Here is a 6,585-nt window from a genome sequence, read left to right on the forward strand (position 1 = left end):
CCGTAGTCCTTGGCCTCCTGCGCGGTCAGGATCTTGTCGCGTTCGATGTCCACGCGTACTTCGTCCGGAGTCTTGTTCGAGTGCCGCGAGAGAATCTCCTCCAGCGCCCTGCGCATCCGGGCGATCTCGTGTGCCTGGATCTCCAGGTCGGACACCTGTCCGTAAACGCCCTCGGTGGCCGGCTGGTGGATCAGGATCCGGGAGTTCGGCAGGGCCAGCCGCCGACCCGGGGTGCCGGCCGCCAGCAGCACGGCGGCCGCCGATGCCGCCTGACCCAGGCAGACGGTCTGGATGTGCGGACGAACGAACTGCATCGTGTCGTAGATCGCCGTCATCGAGGTGAACGAACCACCCGGCGAGTTGATGTACATGATGATCTCGCGGTCCGGGTCGGTGGATTCCAGCGTCAGCAGCTGGGCCATCACGTCGTTCGCGGAGGCGTCGTCGATCTGCACGCCGAGGAAGATGATGCGCTCCTCGAAGAGCTTGTTGTACGGGTTGGATTCCTTGACGCCGTAGCTCGTCCGCTCGACGAACGACGGCAGGATGTAGCGGGCCTGGGGCAGGTTCAACGCGTGCCCGTGGGCCACGCCGGCGGGGTAGCTCTCGTTCATCGTCAGGCGTTCCTTTGCTCTGGGTGTGGCTGTCCCGGCACCGGCCAGGTCAGTTCTCGGCCGGGGCCTCGGCGGCCCGGCTGACCACCTTGTCGATGAACCCGTACTCCAACGCCTCCTGTGCGGTGAACCACCGGTCGCGGTCGGAATCGGTGGTGATCCGCTCCACGGACTGCCCGGTGTGCTGAGCGATCAGCTCGGCCATCTCCAGCTTCGAGCGGTTCAGCATCTCCGCCTGGATCGCGATGTCCGAGGAGGTACCCCCGACGCCTGCGCTCGGCTGGTGCATCAGGATCCGGGCGTGCGGCAGCGCCGCGCGCTTGCCGGGCGCGCCGGCTGTCAGCAGGAACTGCCCCATCGACGCCGCCAGACCCATCGCTGTCGTCGCCACATCGGGCTCGATCAGCATCATGGTGTCGTAGATGGCCATTCCCGCGGTGACGCTGCCACCCGGGGAATTGATGTACAGGGTGATGTCCTTGTCAGGGTCCTCAGCGGCCAGCAGCAGCAGCTGGGCGGTGATCTCGTTGGCGTTGGTGTCCCGCACCTCGGAGCCGAGGATGATGATCCGCTCACGCAGCAGCCGTTCGGACACCGAATCGGACAGATTCAGTCCGGGGGTGCTGCGCATCAGGGGCGCGCTGAGCCCGGGGGCAATAGCCTCGAGGGCCTGGATGGCCCCGAGGGCCCCATGGCCCGCGAGGGGGTGGCGGTGACTCACTGACATCTCCTCTTTCGATGATCCACATCGCAGGGGCTGGTGGACGAGCCGCGTCCGGATCAGCTGGGCGAACGCCCGTCGGATCCGGAGGACGTCACCCGACAGTAACCAGGCACGGACGGCGGTGATGCCCCGACCAGGTTCTGTTCGCTGACGGCGTGACCAGGCGGGGCCCGCGGGTCACTCAGGAATCCGCCCGCGTGCCGGGCGCGCCCTCGGACTCGCCGTCGGGCGTGTCGGCCGGGGAGTCCACTTGGGAGTCGACAGTTTCGGTGACCTCGAAGGTCCCGTCGATGACGTCGATGACGTCGGCATCGGCCTGGTCATCGCTCAGTTCTTCGTCCAGCTCTTCTTCCAGCTTGTCGAGCTCGGCCTCGAACTCGTCCTCGTCCTCGTCCAGCTCGTCCTCGTCCAGCTCGTCCTCGTCCTCGTCCAGCTCGCCCGCCAGGACGGTATCGTCGTCGATCTCCTCGACCTCGACGATGTCTTCGACGCCGAAGAGCGCCGCGACGTCGAGCACTGTCCCGGACGAGTCGGTGACGGTCGCCTTCTCCACGGCACCGGCCAGCGCCTTGCCCCGACGCACCTCGGCGAAGATGGAGGCCAGCTGGTTGGCTTCCTGGACCCGCTTGAAGTACTCGTCGGGGCTCATGCCCAGCCGCTGGGCGTTGTACATGACCCGCTCGGCGAACTCCTCCTGGCTGACCCCGACCTCGTTCGCCTCGGCAAGCGCGTCCAGCAGCAGCTGGGTCTGCACCGCGCGAACCGCGGCGGTCCTGATCTCGGTCTCGAACTCGTCCTTGGTCTGCCCCTCGCGCTCCAGTTGAGCGACGAAGGCGTCCTCGTCGTGGTCGAAGGTGTGGATCGCGTCATGCTCACGCGCCTTGAACTCGGCCTCAACAATGCCCTGCGGAGCCGGGATGTCGGTGGCGTCGAGCAGCGCCTCGAGCACCTTGTCGCGGGCCTCGGAGCCCTGGGACAGGTTCTTGAACCGGCGGATCTTGTCGGCCAGGTCGGCGCGCAGCTCCTCGACGGTGTCGAACTCGCTGGCCAACTGCGCGAAGTCGTCGTCGACGGCCGGGAGTTCCCGCTCCGACACGGTGCCGACGGTGACGGTGACGTCGGCGTCCTTGCCGGCATGCTCACCCGCCACCAGCCTGGTGGTGAAGGTGGCCGACTCGCCGGCGGACAGCCCCGTCACGGCGTCGTCCATGCCGTCGATCAGGTCGTTCGAGCCGATGGTGTAGCTCAGGCCCTCGGTGGTGGCGTCGGCCAGTTCTGCGCCGTCCAGGCTCGCCAACAAATCCAGCGTCACCAGGTCCCCTGAAGCCGCCGCCCGCTCGACGGCCGTCGTGGTGGCGAACCGCTCGCGCAGCGCCTCGACCTGCTCGTCGATGTCCACCTCGGTGATCTCGACGTCGTCGACGCTGACCGCGATGCCGTCGAGCTCGGGCAGGGTGATCTCGGGCCGGACGTCGACCTCGGCGGTGAACGCCAGGGCGTCCCCGTCGTCGATCCGGGTCACCTCGATCTCCGGCTGACCCAACACGGTGAGGTTGGCCTCGCTGACCGCCTCGCCGTACTTGACCGGGACCGCGTCGTTGACGACCTCGGTGAGGATCGTGCCGCGGCCCAGACGAGCGTCCAGGATGCGTGGGGGCACCTTGCCCGGCCGGAAGCCGGGAATCTTGACCTGCCCGGCGAGCGCGCCGTAGGCCTTGTCGAAATGCGGTTTCAGCTCGTCGAACGGAACCTCGACGGTGATCTTCACCCGGGTCGGGTTCAGGTGCTCGACAGTGCTCTTCACGTGCGGGACTCCTTGGGGCGGGGGTGAGGACGAGTGGATCCTGGCTGGCTGCGCTACTGGACGCCGCCGGTCGCGGGGAGCCGCGCCGTCGCTGTCGGACAGGCACGGCCGGCAGAGCCGCCGCTGATTCTAGGCGACACAGCGCCGCCGGTCCGCCGCCGCGGGGACGGAACGCACCGTTCGGGCTCGTCAGGTCGATGAAGAGGTGCTGTTCTCCTCACCGTGGTCGGCCCTACTGTCAGCGAATGGGCATGTACATCAGCGCGGTCACCCAGTACGTGGCCGACCAGGATGCGGCGATCGCCTTCTGGACCGGGGTGATGGGTTTCGAGCTGCGCACCGACGCGGAGATGTGGCCGGGATCGCGGTGGGTCGAGGTCGCCCCGCCGGGTGGGCAGACCGCGCTGGCGCTGCTGCAGGCCGACGACTTCCCGGGGGCGCCCCGATCGGGTCCGGCGCCGTTCACCATCGTGGTCGACGACATCGCCGAGTACCACGCCCGGCTGGTCTCCCTCGGCGCGGTCGTCACGTCGCCCGTCGAGGAGGGTTACGGCACCTTCGTCCAGGTGACCACACCGGACGGCTGGGACCAAGTGATCAGTCAATTGGCCGCGCCCGCGGGATGACCGCGGCGGCCGGCGGCAGCCTCCGAGCCTCGGCAGCGGGTGGGATCGCGACCGGTCGCGACCGGTTCGGACTGGTCGGGGTGACAGGATTTGAACCTGCGGCCTTCCGCTCCCAAAGCGGATGCGCTACCAAGCTGCGCTACACCCCGTCGTTCACCCGCCCGACCGCCCGGAGCCGTCAGGTGGGACTCGAGCAGCGTAGCGAGTGAGTTACCATCATCAGGCATCGGTGCCAGCCGGTACACCGCGGGCGTAGCTCAGTGGCAGAGCCTCAGTCTTCCAAACTGATTACGCGAGTTCGATTCTCGTCGCCCGCTCCAGCATTGTTCGCGGGCTCGGCACGAGTTCGAAGTCGGCGGCGGCCGCGGCCTACTCCAGCCGCCGACGCACCCATGCGTCCTGCCCCGGGCCGGGCCGACGGTACGGTCGGTGCTCCGAACGATTGAGGAAGCGTGGGATCGTCGTGGGTGCATTGTGGCATGGGTTCGCGAGCATGGGCGCGGTCGAGCGTGACGGGGAATTCGTCGTCGCCCGCGGTGACGGCGCCTGGATCTGGGACGCCGAAGGCCGCCGCTATCTCGACGCGACGGCCGGACTCTGGTTCACCAACGTCGGGCATGGACGCACCGAGATCGCCGACGCGGTCGCCCAGCAGATCGGCCGGATCGCGGCGTACTCCACCTTCGGCGACTACGCCGTCGACACCACGGTGGCGCTGGCCGAACGACTGGCCGCGATCGCGCCGGTTCCGGGCAGCAAGGTGTTCTTCACCTCCGGCGGCTCCGATTCCGTCGACACCGCCGTGAAACTGGCCCGCCGGTACTGGCGGGAATGCGGACGGGCCGGCAAGACGATCGTCATCGGGCGGGAAAAGGCCTACCACGGCATGCACGTCGCCGGGACGGCGCTGGCCGGTATTCCGGTCAACAACGAGGGTTACGGCGAATTGATGCCTGACGTCCGCACTGTTGTGTGGGATTCGGGCAAGGCATTGCTGTCGGCCATCGAGACCTTCGGCGCAGATCACATTGCCGCATTCTTCTGTGAGCCGGTGATCGGCGCCGGCGGGATCTACCCGCCGCCGAATGGCTACCTGAACGAGGTACGGCAGATCTGCCGGGAGCACGACATCCTATTCGTCGCCGACGAAGTCATCACCGGCTTCGGCCGGATCGGCGGGCACTGGTTCGCCTCGACCCGGTTCGACCTGCAGCCCGACATCATGACCACCGCAAAGGGTCTCACGTCGGGCTATGTTCCAATGGGCGCGGTCTTCGTGGCGCCCCAAGTGGCCGAACCGTTCTTCGACCCGGACCGCGGCGTCTGGTGGCGGCACGGCTACACCTACGGCGGGCACGCAGCCGCGGCGGCCGCCGCCATGGCCAATCTCGACATCATCGAGCGGGAGTCGTTGCTCACTGCCTCGGCGCGGTTGGAGACCACGCTGCACGACACACTCGCGCCGATCGCCGATCATCCCGCGGTGGCTGAGGTCCGCAGTGGGACCGGAGCGGTCGCCGCGGTGCAGCTGACCGACGCGTCGGCGGCCCTCACGCTCGCGAAAAGCCTTCGCGGCCATGGGATCGCAACCCGGGCGGTCGGGGTCGGCGGAATCCAGATCTCGCCCACATTTGTGATCACCGACGAGCAGGTCGACGAGTTGGTGGCGGGCATCGGGGCTGCGCTGGGCTGATTCCGGCCGCTCGATTGCCGCACGACGACGTCCCCGGCATACCCTGTGACGGGATGCCGGGGCCGTTCGTCGAACGAGTCGTCAGGTCAGCGATTGCGTGACCTACGCGACTGACGCCGCCCGGCGCGGTGACGGATCGCGAGGAGGTGATCGGGTTTCTGACCACGGATCAGCCACTGCTGTCGTGGGTTTCGGGCCCAACGGGGGTTCCGAGAGCCATCTCCGGCGGCCCGTGGACGAATCAAGGGTGCATCTCCCATTGGCCAGGGATACCGTCGCGGGCGAGCCCCTTCCCCAGCGAACAGGAGGCAGTGAAATTCATGTCACAAGACGTCAGGCCGATGATCATGCTGCGCAATGCGCCTGAGTCGGCAGGAATGCGGGCCGACCTGCATCGCGAATGGGCCGGCCTGCCCGAACGGCGAAATCCCGACGACCATGTCGTCATGGTTGGGCGAAAGTCATGACGCCACGGACGGCACGCCACCCCGCGACCGAAAGGACCCATGGATTTTACGTCGAGCATGTCGTCCCGCGACTGGTGAACCTGACGTGCGCGGCCAAGACCGCCGACCCGCTCCGCCGTCGAGTCTGCGCCGGGCTGGTCGGGAGCGTCGTGGACGTCGGATTCGGGTCGGGGCTCAACTGCGCGCACTACCCGGCTGCCGTGACCGCTGTCGCCGCCGTCGAACCGTCTGATATCGCATGGCGACTGGCGCAACAGCGATTGCAAGGTACGCGAGTGCCCGTGGAACGATCCGCACGGGACGCGCAGGCCTTGCCCTACCGCGACCACACTCTTGACGGCGCGGTGTCGACCTGGAGTCTGTGCACCATCCCGGACCCGATCGCGGCGTTGCAGGAACTCCGGCGAGTGATCAAGCCCGGCGCCCGGTTACATTTCGTCGAGCACGGATCGGCACCGGACGAGGACGTGCGTCGCTGGCAGCGGCGACTGGAACCGTTGCAGCGGAAAATCTTCGCCGGCTGCCACCTCACCCGGTCAATCGTCGAACTGCTGAATTCGACGGGATTTGTCGTCCAAGAACTCGACGTATTCTACGGGGAAGGCGCGCCGAAATTCGGCGGTGCATATTCTCTGGGTATTGCGGTGTCGCCGTGAT

At 67.5% G+C, this 6,585-nt stretch carries 5 protein-coding genes, 2 tRNA genes and 1 pseudogene; 4 read left to right on the plus strand and 4 right to left on the minus strand.

Annotation, left to right across the window (positions count from 1 at the left end):
- The 3 genes and pseudogenes from VET27_RS24755 to tig form a co-directional block, all read right to left on the minus strand.
- On the minus strand, nt 1–614 hold a 614-nt coding region (locus tag VET27_RS24755; protein WP_526522449.1), incomplete at its 3' end, for a ClpP family protease.
- A 49-nt stretch (nt 615–663) separates the two neighbouring features.
- Nucleotides 664–1,245, minus strand: coding sequence for a ClpP family protease (locus VET27_RS24760; protein ID WP_526522457.1), 582 nt, complete (start codon nt 1,243–1,245; stop codon nt 664–666).
- Between the two features lie 502 nt (nt 1,246–1,747).
- Nucleotides 1,748–3,142: pseudogene (gene tig, locus VET27_RS24765) on the minus strand (trigger factor); the annotation flags it as partial.
- A gap of 245 nt (nt 3,143–3,387) precedes the next feature.
- Here tig and VET27_RS24770 point away from each other — a divergent pair.
- Nucleotides 3,388–3,768, plus strand: coding sequence for a VOC family protein (locus VET27_RS24770; RefSeq protein ID WP_526522451.1), 381 nt, complete (start codon nt 3,388–3,390; stop codon nt 3,766–3,768).
- Between the two features lie 72 nt (nt 3,769–3,840).
- Here VET27_RS24770 and VET27_RS24775 read toward each other — a convergent pair.
- Nucleotides 3,841–3,917: transfer RNA gene (locus tag VET27_RS24775), tRNA-Pro, on the minus strand.
- 97 nt (nt 3,918–4,014) lie between these two features.
- On the opposite strand from VET27_RS24775, the gene VET27_RS24780 reads away from it, so the two are divergent.
- The 3 genes from VET27_RS24780 (at nt 4,015) to VET27_RS24790 (ending at nt 6,584) form a co-directional block, all read left to right on the plus strand.
- Nucleotides 4,015–4,088, plus strand: a tRNA-Gly gene (locus tag VET27_RS24780).
- 173 nt (nt 4,089–4,261) lie between these two features.
- Nucleotides 4,262–5,461, plus strand: a complete 1,200-nt coding sequence (locus VET27_RS24785) for an aminotransferase family protein (protein ID WP_526522453.1) — start codon at nt 4,262–4,264, stop codon at nt 5,459–5,461.
- A 463-nt stretch (nt 5,462–5,924) separates the two neighbouring features.
- The gene (locus tag VET27_RS24790; protein WP_526522455.1) at nt 5,925–6,584 is read left to right on the plus strand and encodes a class I SAM-dependent methyltransferase; all 660 of its coding nucleotides are present in this window, start codon (nt 5,925–5,927) and stop codon (nt 6,582–6,584) included.
- Nucleotide 6,585: the final 1 nt, after the last annotated feature.

The organism is Mycobacterium sp. (genome assembly GCF_035633495.1).
Taxonomy (GTDB): Bacteria; Actinomycetota; Actinomycetes; order Mycobacteriales; family Mycobacteriaceae; genus Mycobacterium.

Bases quoted from the DNA above. Each gene is read 5' to 3' on its own strand.
- VET27_RS24760 (WP_526522457.1), bottom strand. From the start codon at position 1,245: ATGCGCAGCACCCCCGGACTGAATCTGTCCGATTCGGTGTCCGAACGG.
- VET27_RS24770 (WP_526522451.1), top strand. From the start codon at position 3,388: ATGGGCATGTACATCAGCGCGGTCACCCAGTACGTGGCCGACCAGGAT.
- VET27_RS24785 (WP_526522453.1), top strand. From the start codon at position 4,262: ATGGGCGCGGTCGAGCGTGACGGGGAATTCGTCGTCGCCCGCGGTGAC.
- VET27_RS24790 (WP_526522455.1), top strand. From the start codon at position 5,925: ATGACGCCACGGACGGCACGCCACCCCGCGACCGAAAGGACCCATGGA.